This window comes from Flavobacterium kochi (assembly GCF_048286715.1).
Classification (GTDB): domain Bacteria; phylum Bacteroidota; class Bacteroidia; order Flavobacteriales; family Flavobacteriaceae; genus Flavobacterium.
On the sequence record NZ_JBLVPW010000009.1, the window covers coordinates 166,350 to 183,648 of the forward strand.

The following is a 17,299-nucleotide window of genomic DNA, read 5'->3' on the forward strand; positions in this document are numbered from 1 at the left end:
CAAAACACATATGAAAAATATAGAAAAAATAGATCTCTTTAATTTTGATTTAGAAATAGGAAAACAGAAAGCGTATCTTGCCTTATCCTATCAGGTTTTTGGACCACCTATTGGTCATGCACCGATAGTGGTGGTGAATCATTCTTTAACAGGAAACTCAGCCGTTTCCGGAGAATCGGGATGGTGGAACGGAATTGTTGGAAAAAACAAATCCATTGACACTGATTATTTTACCGTAATTGTTTTTAATATTCCAGGAAACGGATACGATAACCAAGCTGAAAATTTAATAGATAACTACCGTGATTTCACCGTACGTGATATTGCCAGGATTTTTTGGGAAGGCTTATTTTATTTAAAAATTGAAACTGTTTTCACCGTTATTGGCGGAAGTCTGGGCGGGGCAATTGCATGGGAAATGACAGTGTTACAACCCGAAAGAATTGAAAATCTAATTCCTATTGCGACAGATTGGAAGGCAACCGATTGGGTAATTGCCAATGTTTTGATTCAGGATCAAATCCTCAATAACTCGGATGACCCAATTGTTGATGCCCGGTTGCATGCTACTTTACTATACAGAACTCCAGAATATGTAAATCAAAGATTTCAAAGAAATAAACTGGACAGCTCTTCCATTCTTCAAATCGAAAATTGGTTGCTGGATCATGGGATTCAATTAAAAAACAGGTACCGACTGGCCGCTTATAAATTGATGAATCATTTGCTCAAGACCAATGACATTACCCGAAACAGGAAAGATTTTTTGGCTGTGGCAAAAACAATCCAATCCCACATCCATCTCATTACTATTGACTCTGATTGTTTGTTCATAGCTGAAGAAAGCAGGAAAACCTACCATGGATTGAAAAATATAAAACCCGATGTTTTTTATCATCAGATTCAATCTATTCATGGACATGATGCTTTTCTAATTGAATTCAACCAATTGTCAGATATATTGAAACCCATTTTTTTAAATCATAAAACACAAAATTATGTCAGCGCTCAGAATTAATATCGTTCTTTTTGGAATAGGAAATGTGGGAGGCAGTTTAATACAACAGGTTCTGGAAAGTCAGTCTTTTTTTCAGGAAAAATACAATATCGAATTGCGTTTCCCAATTATAACCAATTCCAGTTTAGCTTTTTTTGAAAAAGAGGGCTTAGCAAATACTTGGGAAGCTAATTTTACCCAATCCGCTATTCCTTTCAGAATAGAAGATATTATAGAATACACTACCAATCAAGGATTAGAAAATCTGATTGCCATCGATGCAACCAATGGTCCTTCATTGGTAACATCGTATATTTCACTAATCCAACATGGGTTCAATATTGTAGCGGCCAATAAAACGGCCAACATTTTGCATCATGATTTTTATAATGAGATCCGTAGAAATCTAAAAAAATTCGATAAGGATTATTTATATGAAACAAACGTCAGTGCCGGACTGCCAATCCTAAACACCATTAAAGAGTTGCATTATTCAAATGAAAAAATCACAAAAATCAGAGGTGTATTCTCCAGTTCTTTGAGCTATATCTTTAACCGATTTGGGAATGAAAACACTCCCTTTTCAAAAATATTAGAAGATGCCGAAAAATTAGGCTATACTAAAGCGGATTCCCGCGAAGATCTTTCCGGAAATGAGGTGGCAGAAAAACTATTGGTTCTGGCTCGGGAAATGGAGCAAAAAGTGGAATTGAAAGAGGTGAAAATTGTGCCTTTATTGCTGCCTTATTTAAATAAAACCAATACAAGGTCATCATACGACAATACTAAAAATTTATTTGATAAGCCGTATAAAATTGCTAAACTGACTCAGCATGAAAATCATGTTTTACGATACATCGGAGAATTTGATATTGAAAGTAAAAAAATAGATGTCAAATTAATTTCTGTACCTATTCATTCTGCACTTGGTCAGCTAAGAGGTACTGAAAATTTAATCGAAATATATACCAAAACGAATGGGACCTATCCGATCATCCTTCAGGGAGGTGGCTCTGGAAAAGAAATAGCCGCCAGGGCCCTACTCAAAGATATTTTAAAAATTTCAAATCGAATTAAACAAAAAGAAACCCTTTGGTTACACTGATGATTATTGTGCATCTGTTAAAGACGTAAATAATCTATAAATAGCTGCCAAAGTAATGGTCGTTTTGATTTATAAAAAAAAACTAAATTAGCACTAATTTTAAAATCATAATTTTTAGAATTAAATAGAAATACCAACAGGAACTCAAACCCTTATTTTATGAAATGGATCACTCGAGAAAGGCCTAAAATTGACCGATTAGCCTGTCCTTGGCTGATAAAAAATTTTGTTGATAAAGAAGCCGAGTTTATTTATGTCCCATTCCGTGAAGTCAATGAAAAAGCAAAAGAATTAGGGGCCATTCCCTTTGATATCCCCAATGTGGAATTTACGCATTATAATGAACAAAGTACTTTTGACTATATTGTAAGGAAGTATAAAATAGAGGACCCTGCCATTTCGATTATGGCAGCAATTATTCGTGGTGCAGACACAGACAGACATGATATCGCAAAAGAATCGGCAGGACTTTGGGCAATTTCGGCAGGGCTTTCCCATAATATTACGGACGACTATAAACTGTTAGAAACAGGAATGGTTATTTACGATGCCCTATACAGTTGGGCAAAACATTTATACCAGCAAAATCATTTGCAAAACAGCCCTTTTGAAAACCTGCTTCACGAGGTATATAACAAATTTTTAAAGGAGAAGAAAACAAACAATAAGAAAACACCACCAGCTTGGGTCAAAGATTTAAAGGAAATTATCCAGGATCAGATAGACACTCAATTTACTTTCGATCTCAAAAAGATTTCCAATGATTTAGAACTTAATCCCTCCTATTTATCAAGGGAGTTTTCGAAATATTTTGAAGACCTCAATTTTGGTGACTATGTTAGAAAATTACGAATTGAAAAAGCAATAACCCTTATCCAAAATTCAACGTATTCGCTTACAGAAATTGCTTACATGACCGGTTTTTCAGACCAAAGTCATTTTACCCGAATTTTCAAACAAAGTACTGGAAAAAACCCCTCTTCCTATCGAAAAAGTACACGGAAAAGTAATCCAGATACAAAAGGTAAATAGCATTCTATTTAGAACTGTCGAAGATAAATAATTTTGTTTTCTTTTAATAGAAAACAGTATGACACACTTTAGATATGCAATTATTTTTACTTTACTGGTTTTGGGTACAACCGTTTTTTCTCAAACAACCTATCCAAAAATTACGGCTTATGTTGGTGTAGTGCATCCGATAGTATCCTTCAGTAAAGACGAAACAACCCTTAATTTTAGGGACAACTATACCGTCGGTTTTCCAACAGGAATTAATATTTGGAAAAACTCAAAAATTGGTTTCTCTTTTGAAATAGTCCCTACCATAAAAGCAGTGGATGGAAGTAGTAAGATGAATAGTTTGTTGTTTCATCCGGGCGTACTGGTAGCACTGGGAAACGGGTATACATTTGCTGGCAGAGCCGCATTTGAAACTAGTGGCAGGTATGGTGTTACTCCGGTATTCAACAAAACAATAAAGAAAAATGAAAACTGCAGCTATTATGTAGCCATCCCATTACCTGTGAGATTTGGCAATGAACATCCGGCAACAGCTACTTTGGGGTTTCAATTTGGTATCGCCTTCTAAAAACAACTTATCATGAATGAAAATAAAACCTACACTTTAAAAGAATTATTCCTTTATTTCTTAAAATTAGGAACTATAGGTTTTGGGGGTCCCGTTGCATTAGTTGGCTATATGCACCGGGATTTAGTTGAAGACCGAAAATGGATTTCAGAAGAAGAATACAAACAAGGTTTAGCTTTAGCACAATTAGCGCCTGGGCCATTGGCGGCTCAATTAGGTATTTATATTGGATTTGTGCATTATCAAATTTTGGGGGCAACTTTGATAGGGTTTGCCTTTGTTTTGCCTTCTTTTATAATGGTAGTCCTGCTAGGAATAGCGTATCAATTATACGGTGGCCTTTCCTGGATACAGGCCGTGTTTTATGGCGTAGGTGCTGCGGTTATAGGTATTATAGCAATGAGTTCTTATAAACTGACGCTAAAATCAATTGGCAAATTCGATGTAGCATCCTTTAAAACAAATTGGTTATTGTGGTTGTTTTTTGCTGTTGCGGCCATCATAACTTTTGCCACACAGCAGGAATATGTTTCATTATTTATAGCAGCAGGGCTTTTATATATGATTGTCAAAGCGCCTCCAAAATGGTGGAATATCAGCAGTGCCAGTTCTTTGGTACTACTGCAAATTGGATTTTGGAACTATGAAAATACTACCCTTGTAAAAATTGCCGTTTTCTTTGCCGAAGCCGGAGCCTTTGTTTTTGGTAGTGGATTCGCTATTGTTCCTTTTTTACATACAGGAGTTGTAACCGAAAATCACTGGTTAACAGAGCATCAATTTGTAGATGCAGTGGCGGTGGCAATGATTACTCCAGGTCCGGTAGTTATCACTGTTGGTTTTATAGGCTATCTCGTTGCAGGTTTTCCCGGAGCATTGGTAGCTGCATTAGCAACCTTTTTACCCTGCTATTTATTTACTGTTATTTTGGCTCCCTCCTTCAAAAAAATTGCACAAAATAAATCCATAAAGGCATTTGTAGAAGGTATTACAGCGGCTGTTGTTGGAGCGTTGGTCGGTGCCGTTGGTGTAATTGCCTCCAGAAGTATTATAGATATTCCTACAGCACTAATTGCTATTGCCGCAATTTTTGCTTTACTTTATATCAAGAAAATTCAAGAACCCTATATTATTGCCGTTGCAGCAGTTTTTGGTGTAATTATAAAATTAATGGTATGAACAGAAAAGAGTTTTTAAAATCAGGTACTCTACTTGGCGCAGCTGCAGTAGTACTTCCTACTGCCAATGCGTTTGCTAAAAATTTAGCGGATAATTCAATTGATAAATTAGTAGATGCAAATGGTAATTATATACAGCAAACCTTGCCGTATAGCGAAAGTTTTTTAGAACCTTATATGGATGCTGAAACCTTGTACTTACATTATACTTTTCATCATGGAGGAGCTGTAAAAGGGGCAAATAAAGATTTGCAAATGATAAAAAAAGCATTGGATGAAAATAATTTGGAAACCATTGATTTTTGGACAAAAAAACTATCCTATCATTTTTCATCACATATCCTGCATTCTATATTCTGGACAAACCTTACTAATAAAACGACAGCACCACAAGGGAATTTACTCAAGCGAATTGAGAAAAGTTTTGGCAGTTTCGATCGATTAAAAATGTTAATTGCAGCCACTTCTAAAAATGTAGATGGTAACGGTTGGGGAATCCTGGCCTACCAACCTTACAGCGACAGTTTAGTTATTTTGCAATGTGAAAATCACGAAAAACTAACGCAATGGGGGGCTATTCCGCTATTGGTTATCGATGTTTGGGAACACGCCTATTATTTAAAATACAAAAACAAACGAACCGACTTTGTAGATGCACTATTTCATATTATTAATTGGGATAATGTAGCAATGCGATTGAACGATGCTGAAAATTTGATGAAATAAAATAGCTTTTTACGTCGTTATAAATCGGATTTTTATTGTTTTTTGTTACTCCAATCCTTAAAGTGCACGACCATGGGAGACATGTTTAAATTAATGAAGACAAAGAGCAATCATGCCGAGAATAAAAACATTATTTGCCGAAAATACGAAATGAGTTAAAAATATCTGGCGAAAAGTGTACAGAGATGTTCGCTTTGTCCTGGAATAAGATGTTCAAAATAAATCTCTCATCCCGATTTAAACTGAACGGGTGATTCCGAAGATTGGTGTCAATAAAAACAATTAAAGCTGATTTCTTTGCAAACTTGTTCTTCTTTTAAAATCATACTCTTTTTGGAAACCTTCTTCTCTTTTAAAAGTGAAATAAAGTATGAAACTTCTTCTTTGTCAAGCGAAATGTGTTTGCTAATGTTTTTCAAAATTATGTTATGCATCATGTGTCAATTTTGGATAAAGTTAGCATCTTTAATTTTTTGTAACCTGTTTTCGTATTATAAATTCCATTGCTGATGGATTTTGGTTTGTAAAAAAGTGAGGAATTGACGGAAATATTCTGTACAAATTAAAAAAATTACTCCTTCTGCTTAGAGTGAAATGTTTTGCTGTCTGACGGAACTTCGGTTCGATCAATCATTCCATAATCACGCTTTACATCTGCTATCCGCAGGTGATAATCTCTAAATATTCCATCTCTACCTTTAGATTGTGCCCAACGATGCATTTCCAAGCTTCTCCATTGCTGAATACTTTCTTCATCTTTCCAAAAAGACAAAGATAAAACCTTCTCTGGGTCATTCAAACTTTGGAACCTTTCAATAGAAATAAAACCTTCTATTTTGTTCAATTCAGGTCGCAATTGGGCTGCGATTTCTAAATATTCCGCTCTTTTCCCATTGCTTAGGATTACTTCAAAAATTACTGCTATCATGCTGTTTTTATATTAAATAGAAATTAAAAGATTCTTAGATAGTCTAACATTCGATAATGGTTCATATTCTATCTTTTTTTCAAGAACCTTAATATTGGTATACGTCCTAAATAAATACAGTAACGCATCCGTCGTCAATCGCACCGAAAAATGTTTAGCCAAACACTCATGCCCTCCAATACCAAATGTTAAATGTTCTCCATTATTTATTCGAGTTATATCAAAAGTGTCCGCCTTAGAAAACCGTTTAGAATCTCTATTTGCAGCTGCAAGCACTAAGAGTATTTTCTCTCCTTTTTTAATCACCACATCATTCAAAAAGATATCTTGAACTGCTACTCTACGGGTAGTATGAATAGGCGAATCATATCTCAGGGTTTCTATTACTACATTTTGCATCCAGTCATTTTCGATGCTTTCCCCGAAAAAAGGATGGTCCATCTTTACTATTTGAAGCAAGGAATTACTCAAAAGTCCTCGACACGCATCATAACTTTGGATAAACAGTCCAATTAAATTACTTGCCAATAAAGACATTATTTCTCCCTTTCCCATTTGGTACTTTTCAGAAAGAATTTCCATAAAAGAATTACATAAACCAGAATCTACTAACTTCTTTTTTACAATTGTATACATTCTTTCAGCAATCGCATTGACACACTGCACCTGCTCCTGCGTTTTATTTGGCATCATTATTTTGATAAGCTGTTCTATATTTTCACAAACAAAACGGTAATCGTTAGCATCAAAATCAAAACTTTTCAAAACAACCAAAATCGGCAATTGTTTGCAAACTAAATTTACCCAATCCAATTCGGATTCATTTTTTCTTTTAAGAAGAAGCTTTTCCATGATTTCACTTGTGTCGGTAATATTCATATTAGAAAATAAAAGCATTGCCACTTCTCTTGCGATATCGTGCTGAATGCCATTACTTAATCGAGCCAACTGATTCGATATTTGCAAAGCACAGTTGTTTAATCCCTGCTCGTTGTTTGAATTAATTTCAGGAATATGAGCAAAAGAACTTTTGAGAATTATCTCGCAGGCATCATAGGAATAGAGCGCCCAAATCTGGTTTTTCTCGTCCCAATAAACGGGGTTTTGAGTATGCATGGTTTGATAAAACCGGTAAGGATCTTTAATTTCCGACTGTAAAAATAAACTTGTTGTCATGTGTTATAAATTATTTTTCAAAGATAATTACCTTTACTACCTAAACACTTCATTTTGCACTTAACTATGGATGTCAAATAATGGAAAATCAATTTAAACAAATCGCTGCTCTAATAGGTGACCCGACAAGGGCAACCATCATGTGGACTTTATTGGAAGGCAGGTCATTTACGGCTACTGAGTTAGCTATTATTTCTAATACTTCCCCGCAGAACATCAGTATGCATTTAACTAAATTGGTACAGGCAAACTTATTGCTTGTAGAAAGTCAGGGACGACACAAATATTTCCGTTTTGCCAGAAAAGAGATTGCTTATGCCATTGAAGCTATGATAAGCCTGGTTCCACCACCATTAAACAACAAAAACACCAAACCCGAAAACACCTCAGGCATAAAGCATTGCAGAACCTGTTACGATCATTTGGCTGGTAAAGTAGGTGTCGCACTATTCGATAGTTTATTACAACAGCAGTTACTCATTGATAATAAAACAGGATATGAAGTAAGCCCTGAAGGTGAAAAGTGGCTTACTGAATTTGGAATTTCTTTAACAGTATTAAAACAAAAAAAACGCTCTTTCTTGCGTCCTTGTTTAGACTGGAGCGAAAGAAGACCTCATATGGCTGGCTCCCTAGCCACTGCATTACTAGACAAAATGATACTCGCTGACTGGCTGCGAAAAACTAAAGACAGTAGAGCCCTCATTGTGACCGCAAAAGGTAAAAAAGAATTGCAAACTCATTTCAGAATTGACATCTAATAATATAAAAGAACATTAAAAATATTGAATCAGCAGATTTAAAGTGTCAGATTTATACATTAAATATGCATCTAGTGGGGCGAATACTTTTTTAATATTGGAAACTATTAGTATTACTGGCAATATTGTTTGTAATACGCGCTGCTTCTTGCAATTAATTTCTAAAATTCTAAAAAATTGCATAACTAGTTTTTCTTTCCTGCTGTGTCTTGTTTTAATCTTCCAGGAATAACCGCTATATATAGATGCTAACTCATACAGTAGCAGATTAAAAATAAAGAGCACTGCCTCATTTTTAAAAGCATGATCCGCAACATTCCACCTTTTACTATCTAGCACTTTAAATAAATCAACCAGTAGCAACACCTATTTATTTTTAAGAATGATTTTATTTTATCAAATAATTACCGCTTTTATTGTCTTGAGACAATGATAATACTATATTTAACACTTTTTAACAAGAGAAGGTTTGAAATTGCAAAAGCAAAATTATTTAAATCTCTTAAAAATCAGATTGGGCCCACTTCGTGATTTAGAATTAAAATAATAAAGTGGAATTTAAAAAGACTTTTACAATATCTAAAGAATTAAGTCCCAAAGTTTTATTCCCATAAATGAATGATTTATGAAAAATTTTTATTTTTTCCTTTTGATCTTATTTTCGACAGTTTCCTTTTCACAAGGAATTGTAATTGACACCACTACTTTGAGTATTCCGCAATTAGTTCAAAATGAATTAATGCAAAACTCCTGTTCTAACGTAACCAATTTTCTATTTTCTTCCCATAAAGGCATTGGGCAATTTACCAATACAAATGCTGGTTTTCCAATTTCAAATGGTATTATTATCCGAAATGGTATTGCAAAACATACCGAAGGCCCCTATACGGCAATCAACGAAAGCAGTCAGATTACCACTTCCGGGGATCCCGATATTCAGGCTATAAGTGACAAAAATGGACAAACTGCTCCTATAACGGATGTAGCTTTTCTTCAATTTGATTTCACTCCTTTGTCTAGTAATTTCAGTTTCGATTTTTTGTTTGCTTCTAACGAATATGGCCAATACCAATGTGGTTTTAGTGATGTTTTTACTTTTTTATTAACTGATTTACAGACGGGTACCACCACTAATTTGGCTATTATCCCTGGAACAACCATTCCGGTTTCTGTCAAAAATATCCGAGACGCTGCCTATAATTCGGCTTGTTTATCTGCTAATGCTAATTTATTTTCGCGTTATAATGTATCCAACCCCGCTACGTCAGCTATAAATATGCGAGGGGAAACCGTACTCTTAACGGCATCATCTCCGGTTATTCCCAACCGAAACTATCGGATAAAATTAGCAATTGGTGATTATTATGATAGTAGTTTGGATTCAGCCGTATTTATTAAAGGAGGAAGTTTTGCCACTACGGCCAATTTAGGGCCTGACCAAACGATATGCCTGGGCGAAAATATCTTGCTTAATAGCGGACTTGGTGCCGGGTATAATTTTTCATGGACCTTAAATGGCGTACTTATTCCCGGTGCAAACAGCGCTACATTAAGCGCAACCACAACAGGAACATACGGAATCAATGTAACGATTCCAGCTTCAGGATGTTCCCTTACGGACGAAGTTATTCTTTCCGATTTACACACTAATATACCAAACAACTTATCCACTTGCGCCACTGGCCTACCCACTTACCAGTATGATTTAACCCAAAACAATGCTGTTTCATTAGGATTAAATCCTGCAGATTATTCTATTGTATATTTTGCATCTTTGGCCGATGCAACTGCGAATGGGCCACAAATTCCTGCCGCACAAGTAGCCTCATATACCAGTATTGGAAACCAGACCATTTACATTAAAACAATACATACTTCAAACGGAAATGCCATTTGTAACAACTTACTGTCATTTGATCTTTTGGTAAATGCTTCCTTTAAAGCTACAACTCCTGCACCTTTAAATTTTTGTAACAACAATTCAGGAACTGTTATCGCCGATTTAACTGTTCAAAATCCTATAATTCTCAACGGACTAAATGCCGGCAGTTATATTATTTCTTATTTCACCTCTCAAGCTGACGCTCAAAACAATACCAATACAATAGTAAATCCCAGTGCTTTTCCAATAACCATTGCACAATCACCTAAAACTATTTGGGTCAGAATGGTGGAAGTTTCAAACACTGCTTGTTTTGATACTGTCCATTTTGATGTGCTCATTTCACCCCTACCGGTAACCGATAGTATTCCTAATGTCGTTGAATGCAGCACTTATATCTTACCTCCAATCACCAATGGTAACTATTATACCGGTCCAAACAAAACAGGATCGCTATTAAGTGCTGGAGATGTGATAAATAATGGCGGTACCTATTATATTTTTAATGGTCCAACAACAAACGGCTGTACCAATGAAAATAGTTTTACCATTACTTTTATCGACGAAATAATTTTTCCAACTACTGGTTGCGGCCTATATATAATCCCTGCGCCACCAGCAGGAAATTTCTACACGGGACCAAGTGGAACCGGAACGATAATTCCGGCCGGAACGAATTTATTCACCGATCAAACGATATACTACTACGCTCTTATGAATGGCGTCGTCTGCAGAGATGAAGCGCTTGCAATTACCATTTTTCCATTACCTGCGGTAGATAAACCAGGCGATGTGATAACATGTAATTCGTATACATTATCACCACTGACCAATGGAAATTATTATACCGGTCCCGGAGGCACGGGAACTTCTTTATCTGCTGGAGATGTACTCACCTTAAGTCAGGACGTGTATGTATTTATAAATGACGGTCGTTGTACCAATGAGCATTTATTTAGGGTGGATATAGTCGACACCTCCATTTACCGTCCGATTTCTTCTTGCGGAAGCTTTATTTTGCCAGCGATTCCGTTTGGAAATTATTACGACCAACCTTTCGGAGGAGGATCTATTATTCCTGTCGGAACTGCAATTACGAGTTTACAAACTGTATATTATTATACAAAAACATCAACTGCGCCCAATTGCACCGATAATTTAAGTTATCAGATTACAATAAAGCCAGTCCCTGCTATAATTGACTTAGCCGATGAACTCAGATGCGAACAAGATTATTTTATATTACCCCATCTAACCAATGGAAACTATTACGATCAACCCAACGGCGGCGGAAACCAATTGAAAGAAGGAGACAAAATTACAGTATCGGGAACCTACTATATTTATGATGTCAATAATTTTGGATGCCCAGCTCAGGATAATTTCACCATCACCTACAGAAAGAAACCCCCTGTTGATAACTTCACTGATGTGTTTACCTGTACTAATTATACACTTCAGCCTTTAAATAATGGAAACTATTATACCGCTTCCGGGGGAGCTCATGGCTCCGGAACTGTTATTCCTGTCGGAACTGTTATCACTACCACACAAACGATATATATTTACAACGAGTGGAGCGATTTTAATACTTGCAGTGATGAAACTTTTTTTACGGTTGATGCCAGCGGTATTGAAGTTGGTACTTTTGCCGACATAAACAGCTGCGACAGCTATACATTACCGGTATTAACCATTGGTAATTATTATGCTCAACCCAAAGGGCAAGGCCCCATTATTCCAGCAGGAACGGTCTTGACCACCTCGCAAACCATTTATGTTTACGCCATAGTCGGCAACCGGCTCACCTGTTCCGATGAGGACAGTTTTATTGTTACTATTTCACCCACACCCATTTTAACCAGTCAGCCAGATATAGAGGCATGCGGAAGTTATACCCTTCCTCCACTGCCGATAGGCAATTATTTTTCCGGACCAAACGGAACCGGAACCAGCTATGTTGCTGGTCAACCTGTTTCGACCAGCCAAACAATGTATATCTATGCAACATCACCGGCAAATCCAGGTTGTTCAACTCAAGATGCATTCAATATCACAATTTATCCATTAAAAGACCTTGTAATTGACGGTGGTGTAATTTGTGTCGATTTCACTACTGGTGCACTGCTGCATTCTTTCCAACTGGTTACAGGCCTTAATCCAGCCATTTTTACGGTACAATGGTACCTAAACGGTACACTAATGGGAACCGGCGTTACTTATGATGCGACCCAGGACGGAACATACACTGTTACCGTCATAAAAAAAACAGCGGATATAGGCAATGACTGCAGTTACAATCCCGCAACAGTCGTCGTTGAAAAATCGAGCATAGCCATAGCAAATCTAACAGTGACGGCACCTTTCGAAGACCGTGTTGATATAATTGCAACTATTGTTAATGGTTTTGGATCCTACGAATACCAAATGGACGATGGCCCTTTTCAAAGAGAAAATGTTTTTCAGAATGTTCCTTCAGGCGAACATAATATTACGATTAATGATATAAAAGGGAAATGTGGCGCTATTACATTAATTGCCAAAGTATTAAAATATCCGAATTATTTCACCCCGAACGGAGATGGCTATCATGATCATTGGAATATTTGGGACTTGGCAGATCAACCTGATGCAGCAATCTACCTCTATGACCGCTATGGAAAATTAATAAAACAACTCAGTCCTGCCGGACCAGGATGGGACGGAACCTATAATGGAGAAGCGCTTCCTTCCACGGATTATTGGTTTCATGTATTTTATAAATACACCGGTATTGATCAGGAATTCAAGTCCCATTTTAGTTTAAAACGATAATTAAAAAGCTTATACATCCAATTATTTTATGATTAGGATTCTTCTTTTTTAGCCAAAAACTATCTAAATGTTTTTGCTTGACCGCACTTACTTTATTCGGAATCAGTTCCCATTTTTGCTGAATTTAAAAAATGCTGCAAAACCATTAATTCCAGATTAAAAAATATTTAGAATAACCTATAGCATACTTCCCGTTGGTTCTTAATCCTATGCTTAATTCTATAATTTTATGAGCTTATGTCTTATAATTGAGATGGCTTGTTCTTTAAAAAATGCACCAATAATTTTCGCACACCTGCTATATTTGGTACAATTTACTTATGTACGGTTATAATACTAAATCCATTCCTCTTTTACATCGATTTCTTTTATCATAGTTCACATACCCTTCTTAATAGAAGCAGTATTTGAAAGAAATCCAACTTATTTATTTTTAGACATTTGTCTAGCAGAGTCAATTCTATACTTCTAAATATTTGGGCACTAAAAAAATGTAAACTCATCCCTTAATTATGTTCCAATACTACGTATTAGCTCCTGTACAGAAAACCTATTCTTAAAACAAAAAGTACGCTTCAACGGACTTCGAAATCCTTTTAATCTTGAGGACTATCAATATAAAAAGGATATCCGTCCATTTATTTTTTTGCACATTATTTTTTAATAATATACTGAAAGAAAAAAGTAACTAAAAACTAAAGATTCAATACTATAAGTTTTTTTTTATTTTTTTTAAAATTCTTTGAAGTTGTCTGGCCGTTTTAAACCCACATCGAGAAGCAATATATTCAATGGTAAATTCTGGATTATTAACCATTTATTTAAAAAATTAATTTATTGACAGGCGAATAAAAAAGAAATCCTATCATAACCATCTTTTAATAGCAATCAGGACAAGTAGATTGCCTTAGAAACAGCCAGACCAAGATTAGCAATATATCCATTGTCCGTATTTGACGTTTCATTGTCTTTTTAGTAATGAAACACAAGGTTACTTTTGTTATATCAAATTTTAATTCGCTCATTTGTTTCCATTTAATAAAATAGAAAAAATGTAAAAGAATAAAAAAAGAACAAAAAATAAAATTATGAAAGAGAGACGATACGACTTAGATTGGCTTAGAGTTATGGCCATATTGCTTTTACACTTGTTTCATTGTGCCATGCCATTTATTGCAGAATGGGATTGGCATCTAAAAAACAGCGAAACAAGTAATTTGGTATTAGAATGTAACTATTTTTTATCGCGCTGGCGAATGCCATTATTATTTTTTATTTCAGGTGTAGGAACTGTTTTTGTGCTTAATCAGCTATCGGTAAGACATTACATTTGGCAAAGAACAAAAAGATTATTGGTGCCATTAGTTTTTGGCATGTTAGTCATTGTTCCGCCTCAGGTTTATTTCGAAAGGATTTTCAAGGGTGCAAAATACTCCTCTTACATTGACTTTTATCCTTCCATTTTTACAACTGGTGTTTATCCTAATGGTAATTTGAGTTGGCATCATCTGTGGTTTATAGCCTATTTATTTGTTTATTCAATAATTGCTCTTCCTATATTCCTATTTTTGAAGTCGGAAAAAGGAAAAGGTATCATAAACTGGGCAGCCCTTTTTTCTGAAAGATTTCTCGGCATGTATGGATTTGCCATCATTCTCTATATAGCAAGCTTCCTGTATTTTTGGTTTCCAAATGAGACACATGCTTTTGTTGATGATTGGGCAGGCTTTGCACGATACTTTTCTTATTTTATATTTGGTTATTTTATTGGAGTTAATCCTGTTTTTTGGACGCATTTGGAAAATAATCGCAAAAAAAACTTAAAAGTTGCCTTTTTTAGCACCATTCTCATTAACTACTTTCGTTGGAACAATATCGAACCCGATTGGGGTATGAATATGCCCAACCTCTTCTTTTATGCTTTGATCGTAGTAAGTGCCTGGCTTTGGGTAATTACGTTTTTAGGCTATGCTAAGAAATACCTGAACTTTAACAACAAATTTTTACAATTTGCTAATGAAGCCATTTATCCTTTTTATATCCTACATCAAACGTTTATAGTAATTATTGCTTATTATATAATACAATTGCGGGATGACATTTTTAGTAAATATATATTTTTGACATTTGTTTCCTTTACACTATCACTCGGCGTTTATGTGTTTTTAGTGAAACCTTACAAAATCACAAGGTTGCTATTTGGAATGAAAATCAAATAAAAACTAGCATTTAAAATTTGTAAAAGGTCGTATCAGGTATTTAACGGGACGATTGTCAGCAAGCAATTAAGCTTTTTAAATGAATAATATGACATAAAAATGGTTCAATCTTTGTATTACAAGTGAGCAAGAAATAATATCCTTTAAGATTAATGTAATGAGGCGGACAGAAAATTACTTTTTTGACAGCCTCATTTCTGATCTTAAAATAGTATCTCAAGAGTACATTTCTACAATTATAACAAAGCCGCTTTTAACGCTTTAACTTCCTTTCCATCGGCAATTTCACCCGAATCAGTAATTGCAGAAGAATGGTACCAATTAGCCTTTGTTTTTTCTTTCAACAACGTAATGTTTGTCGAGCGCAAACCGCCACCTGGCATAATAGTAATGCGATCGTTTGCTTTTTCAACCAAGTCGGACAAAAGCTCCATACCTTCGACTACATTTTTTTTCTGTCCAGAAGTTAATATCGTTTTGAAACCGCATCCTATTACGGATTCAAGCGCATCGAATGCATTTTTTACGACATCAAAAGCACGGTGAAACGTGCAAGGAAGAGGATGTGCCAAAATCACTAATTCGCTGTTTTGTTCTATAGCAACATTTCCATCCTGTTTTAAAATTCCAAAGACAAAACCATCGACTTTTAGCTTCTTGAACTGTTCAATCTGAATTTTCATTTGCTCCAACTCGTCATCAGTATACACAAAATCTCCTGCCCGAGGCCTGATCATTACATACAAATCGATGGATAATGCAGCCCGGACAGCAGTGACCGTTTCGAGACTTGGCGTTATACCTCCTACATTCATATCGAGACATAATTCAACTCTGTCAGCACCATTTTGTTGTGCAATAAGGGCCGATTCAATAGTAAAACAGGCTATTTCTAATTCTTCTACTCTCATTTATTTTATAAAATAGTCCGGATTAATTAGCTTATTTCCTGTATCATCATGAACGGCATAATTAAAGCCGCTCTGAATACAGTAGGAACCATATTCCCCGTTTTTATTCAAGGCAATAAAACCAACCTGAATATCTTTTAAGTTTTTATTTCTGTTTCTGGTCAATCGCACAATTCTGGTAACTGCTTCCTCACAGGCACTTTGTGGCGATTTTCCCTGACGCATCAACTCTACTACCAGATGGCACCCGGCAATGCGAATCACTTCTTCTCCGTGACCGGTTGCTGTGGCCGCTCCAATTTCGTTATCAACATATAATCCTGCCCCAATAATAGGGGAATCACCTACTCGTCCGTGCATTTTGAAAGCCATCCCGCTGGTTGTACACGCACCCGAAAGATTTCCGTTTGCATCCAAAGCTATCATTCCAATGGTATCATGATTTTCAATATTAGCCGTAGGTTTATATTGACTGGTTTTCAACCATTCTTTCCATTCCTTTTCGGATTCTTCGGTCAGTAAATTCTCTTTTTCAAAACCTTGTGATACCGCAAACTGCAAAGCACCATCACCTACTAACATTACGTGAGGTGTTTTTTCCATCACGGCACGCGCCACTGAAATAGGGTGTTTAATATATTCCAAACAAGCCACCGAACCGATATTGGCGTACTCATCCATAATACAGGCATCAAGAGTTACCCGTCCGTCCCTATCTGGTCTTCCGCCATACCCCACACTTCGTTCTGTGGGGTCACCCTCAGGAACTCTTACCCCGGCTTCCACAGCATCCAGCGCACGTCCATTATTCTTTAATATTTCCCAGGCGGCTTCATTTGCCTTAATACCAAAATTCCATGTAGAAAGTACAATGGGTTTCTTTCCTTTTTTGGCTAAAAAAGGCGTTGGCTCTTCCGATTTTCCCCGGAACGCATTTAATGCCACAGCTGCGGAAGCAATGGCGGCTGTTTTTATAAAATTTCTACGATTATTTGCCATATTATCTATTTA

At 36.0% G+C, this 17,299-nt stretch carries 13 protein-coding genes; 9 read left to right on the plus strand and 4 right to left on the minus strand.

Translation table 11 applies throughout. From position 1 onward, the window contains the following. Nucleotides 1-10: 10 nt before the first annotated feature. The 6 genes from ACNQGH_RS10200 (at nt 11) to ACNQGH_RS10225 (ending at nt 5,597) form a co-directional block, all read left to right on the plus strand. A complete protein-coding gene (locus ACNQGH_RS10200) occupies nt 11-1,018 on the plus strand; it encodes an alpha/beta fold hydrolase (RefSeq protein ID WP_417955894.1) in 1,008 nt (335 codons plus the stop codon). Then, nucleotides 999-2,102, plus strand: coding sequence for a homoserine dehydrogenase family protein (locus ACNQGH_RS10205; RefSeq protein WP_417955895.1), 1,104 nt, complete (start codon nt 999-1,001; stop codon nt 2,100-2,102). Before ACNQGH_RS10200 ends, ACNQGH_RS10205 begins: the two co-directional genes overlap by 20 nt. 159 nt (nt 2,103-2,261) lie before the next feature. Beyond that, nucleotides 2,262-3,134: a chromate resistance protein ChrB domain-containing protein gene (locus ACNQGH_RS10210; protein ID WP_417955896.1), complete on the plus strand. Its 873-nt coding sequence runs from the start codon at nt 2,262-2,264 to the stop codon at nt 3,132-3,134. A gap of 58 nt (nt 3,135-3,192) precedes the next feature. After that, a complete protein-coding gene (locus ACNQGH_RS10215; protein ID WP_417955897.1) occupies nt 3,193-3,693 on the plus strand; it encodes a hypothetical protein in 501 nt (166 codons plus the stop codon). Between the two features lie 12 nt (nt 3,694-3,705). Continuing rightward, nucleotides 3,706-4,872, plus strand: coding sequence for a chromate transporter (locus ACNQGH_RS10220; protein WP_417955898.1), 1,167 nt, complete (start codon nt 3,706-3,708; stop codon nt 4,870-4,872). Further along, entirely contained in the window at nt 4,869-5,597 is a 729-nt protein-coding gene (locus ACNQGH_RS10225; protein ID WP_417955899.1) for a superoxide dismutase, read from the plus strand. The genes ACNQGH_RS10220 and ACNQGH_RS10225 overlap by 4 nt, the downstream gene beginning before the upstream one ends. A 571-nt stretch (nt 5,598-6,168) precedes the next feature. On the opposite strand, the gene ACNQGH_RS10230 is transcribed toward ACNQGH_RS10225, so the two are convergent. Then, nucleotides 6,169-6,525 carry an antibiotic biosynthesis monooxygenase family protein gene (locus tag ACNQGH_RS10230; protein ID WP_417955900.1) on the minus strand — a complete coding sequence of 119 codons (357 nt, stop codon included), beginning with the start codon at nt 6,523-6,525 and terminating at the stop codon, nt 6,169-6,171. A 12-nt stretch (nt 6,526-6,537) separates the two neighbouring features. Beyond that, on the minus strand, nt 6,538-7,701 hold the full coding sequence (locus tag ACNQGH_RS10235; protein ID WP_417955901.1) for a cytochrome P450: 1,164 nt from the start codon (nt 7,699-7,701) through the stop codon (nt 6,538-6,540). An 80-nt stretch (nt 7,702-7,781) separates the two neighbouring features. Between ACNQGH_RS10235 and ACNQGH_RS10240 the strand changes: the two genes are divergently transcribed. The 3 genes from ACNQGH_RS10240 to ACNQGH_RS10250 all read left to right on the plus strand — a co-directional run bounded on the left by ACNQGH_RS10240 (nt 7,782) and on the right by ACNQGH_RS10250 (nt 15,377). Then, nucleotides 7,782-8,462, plus strand: coding sequence for an ArsR/SmtB family transcription factor (locus ACNQGH_RS10240; RefSeq protein ID WP_417955902.1), 681 nt, complete (start codon nt 7,782-7,784; stop codon nt 8,460-8,462). A 625-nt stretch (nt 8,463-9,087) separates the two neighbouring features. Continuing rightward, nucleotides 9,088-13,158, plus strand: a complete 4,071-nt coding sequence (locus tag ACNQGH_RS10245; protein ID WP_417955903.1) for a choice-of-anchor L domain-containing protein — start codon at nt 9,088-9,090, stop codon at nt 13,156-13,158. Nucleotides 13,159-14,246: 1,088 nt separating this feature from the next. Beyond that, nucleotides 14,247-15,377, plus strand: a complete 1,131-nt coding sequence (locus ACNQGH_RS10250; protein ID WP_417955904.1) for an acyltransferase family protein — start codon at nt 14,247-14,249, stop codon at nt 15,375-15,377. Between the two features lie 236 nt (nt 15,378-15,613). On the opposite strand, the gene ACNQGH_RS10255 is transcribed toward ACNQGH_RS10250, so the two are convergent. Continuing rightward, nucleotides 15,614-16,288, minus strand: coding sequence for a copper homeostasis protein CutC (locus ACNQGH_RS10255; protein WP_417955905.1), 675 nt, complete (start codon nt 16,286-16,288; stop codon nt 15,614-15,616). Continuing rightward, nucleotides 16,289-17,287, minus strand: a complete 999-nt coding sequence (locus ACNQGH_RS10260; RefSeq protein WP_417955906.1) for an isoaspartyl peptidase/L-asparaginase family protein — start codon at nt 17,285-17,287, stop codon at nt 16,289-16,291. It abuts the gene before it with no gap. Nucleotides 17,288-17,299 lie beyond the last annotated feature (12 nt).

Excerpts from the sequence above, each read along its gene's own strand:
- ACNQGH_RS10200 (WP_417955894.1), top strand. The coding sequence starts at position 11 with ATGAAAAATATAGAAAAAATAGATCTCTTTAATTTTGATTTAGAAATA.
- ACNQGH_RS10210 (WP_417955896.1), top strand. The coding sequence starts at position 2,262 with ATGAAATGGATCACTCGAGAAAGGCCTAAAATTGACCGATTAGCCTGT.
- ACNQGH_RS10260 (WP_417955906.1), bottom strand. The coding sequence starts at position 17,287 with ATGGCAAATAATCGTAGAAATTTTATAAAAACAGCCGCCATTGCTTCC.
- ACNQGH_RS10205 (WP_417955895.1), top strand. The coding sequence starts at position 999 with ATGTCAGCGCTCAGAATTAATATCGTTCTTTTTGGAATAGGAAATGTG.
- ACNQGH_RS10245 (WP_417955903.1), top strand. The coding sequence starts at position 9,088 with ATGAAAAATTTTTATTTTTTCCTTTTGATCTTATTTTCGACAGTTTCC.
- ACNQGH_RS10235 (WP_417955901.1), bottom strand. The coding sequence starts at position 7,701 with ATGACAACAAGTTTATTTTTACAGTCGGAAATTAAAGATCCTTACCGG.
- ACNQGH_RS10220 (WP_417955898.1), top strand. The coding sequence starts at position 3,706 with ATGAATGAAAATAAAACCTACACTTTAAAAGAATTATTCCTTTATTTC.
- ACNQGH_RS10230 (WP_417955900.1), bottom strand. The coding sequence starts at position 6,525 with ATGATAGCAGTAATTTTTGAAGTAATCCTAAGCAATGGGAAAAGAGCG.
- ACNQGH_RS10255 (WP_417955905.1), bottom strand. The coding sequence starts at position 16,288 with ATGAGAGTAGAAGAATTAGAAATAGCCTGTTTTACTATTGAATCGGCC.
- ACNQGH_RS10250 (WP_417955904.1), top strand. The coding sequence starts at position 14,247 with ATGAAAGAGAGACGATACGACTTAGATTGGCTTAGAGTTATGGCCATA.
- ACNQGH_RS10240 (WP_417955902.1), top strand. The coding sequence starts at position 7,782 with ATGGAAAATCAATTTAAACAAATCGCTGCTCTAATAGGTGACCCGACA.
- ACNQGH_RS10225 (WP_417955899.1), top strand. The coding sequence starts at position 4,869 with ATGAACAGAAAAGAGTTTTTAAAATCAGGTACTCTACTTGGCGCAGCT.
- ACNQGH_RS10215 (WP_417955897.1), top strand. The coding sequence starts at position 3,193 with ATGACACACTTTAGATATGCAATTATTTTTACTTTACTGGTTTTGGGT.